The sequence below is a fragment of the Catellatospora sp. NPDC049609 genome, from assembly GCF_040675365.1.
In the GTDB taxonomy this organism is placed as follows: Bacteria; Actinomycetota; Actinomycetes; order Mycobacteriales; family Micromonosporaceae; genus Catellatospora.
Genome location: NZ_JBFAOU010000489.1, coordinates 1 through 1,066, shown reverse-complemented (window position 1 = coordinate 1,066; position 1,066 = coordinate 1). Strand labels below are relative to the sequence as shown.

Sequence of the window (1,066 nt, the reverse complement as noted above, 5' to 3'; positions counted from 1 at the left end):
CCACTCCGGCAGCCAACCCCAGCGGAGTTGCCCGTCCGGTCATCCGCTGCAGGTATCGCATCACGGACAGCACCGCACGGTACGCATCGCGCACCGAGGGCCTTCCCGCTGAGATGAGAACGACGATCTGCCGCGCGAGGACCGGACTGGCGTGCCGCAGCGTCTCAGCGACTCCCGGCAACGCCCACACGGCGCGCAACCATCCCACCCACGACGTCGCGCAGTCCGCGGCGGCTGGGTCGGTCACGTCCGGATACGCGGGCAGTTCCAGGCCGGTGTGCGCGGTGGCGCGCACGAGCGCCGTGCCGCCGGCCCGGTACGTGGCCCGGTGTTAAGCAGAACGCATACGGGACATCTCCAGGATCGGGATGGGGCCGGTCGACGCGGCTACGGGAGGACGTGTGGCGGCGCCGACCGGGCCGAGGGGTACGCGCCGTCAGGCGGCGTTGGTGGTGCAGGCGCCGCAGGTGCTGCCGCAGCCGTCGTCGGTCGTGGCGATCAGACCGGCGTAGTTGTCGCTCTTCTCCACCAGGCGCACGTCCAGGTCGAACTCGTCGGCCTGGTCCGTGCGTGCCTGGAGCGTCGGAGTCGCGTTGGACACCTCGTTCTCCTCTCGGTGAGGTCCCCGGACCGCGATGGCTCGGGGTTGGTGCTGATGGCCTGAGCCATCGCGCCGCCCGGATGGGCGATCCTCGAACGGCTCCTGCCACCACGCCGCCGACAGACCAACCCCCGCGTCATCAAACGCAAGATGTCCGACTGGGCACTCGAACGGGCTGAGCACTACAACCCGCGCGAACCACCCCACCCGGCCATCACCATCGTCGCCGCACCAAACCAGGCCGCACGAAAACACCAGGCCAACGACCCTAAGTAACCGGTATTGACTTCAAGGCATGTAAACGGACTTTAGGCGCAGCACACTAGCTTATCCGGTGCGTAGCCAGACGGAACCGCATGCTTGTCGGCGACGTAGTGAGGTCATTTCATCCTGATTGGCGTCGATGTCGAGTGGTGTAGGGCCAGGATCGCTCGCGCGATGGTGCCGGTCTTGCTGACGGTGCAG

At 67.4% G+C, this 1,066-nt stretch carries 2 protein-coding genes; both read right to left on the bottom strand.

What is annotated here, in order from left to right; translation table 11 throughout:
- Positions 1-295 (bottom strand): lantibiotic dehydratase (locus AB0J67_RS41335; protein WP_363491318.1); only part of this gene is annotated, 295 nt, incomplete at its 3' end.
- A gap of 141 nt (positions 296-436) precedes the next feature.
- Positions 437-601 carry an FxLD family lanthipeptide gene (locus AB0J67_RS41330; protein ID WP_203694375.1) on the bottom strand — a complete coding sequence of 55 codons (165 nt, stop codon included), beginning with the start codon at positions 599-601 and terminating at the stop codon, positions 437-439.
- Between the last annotated feature and the right edge of the window lie 465 nt (positions 602-1,066).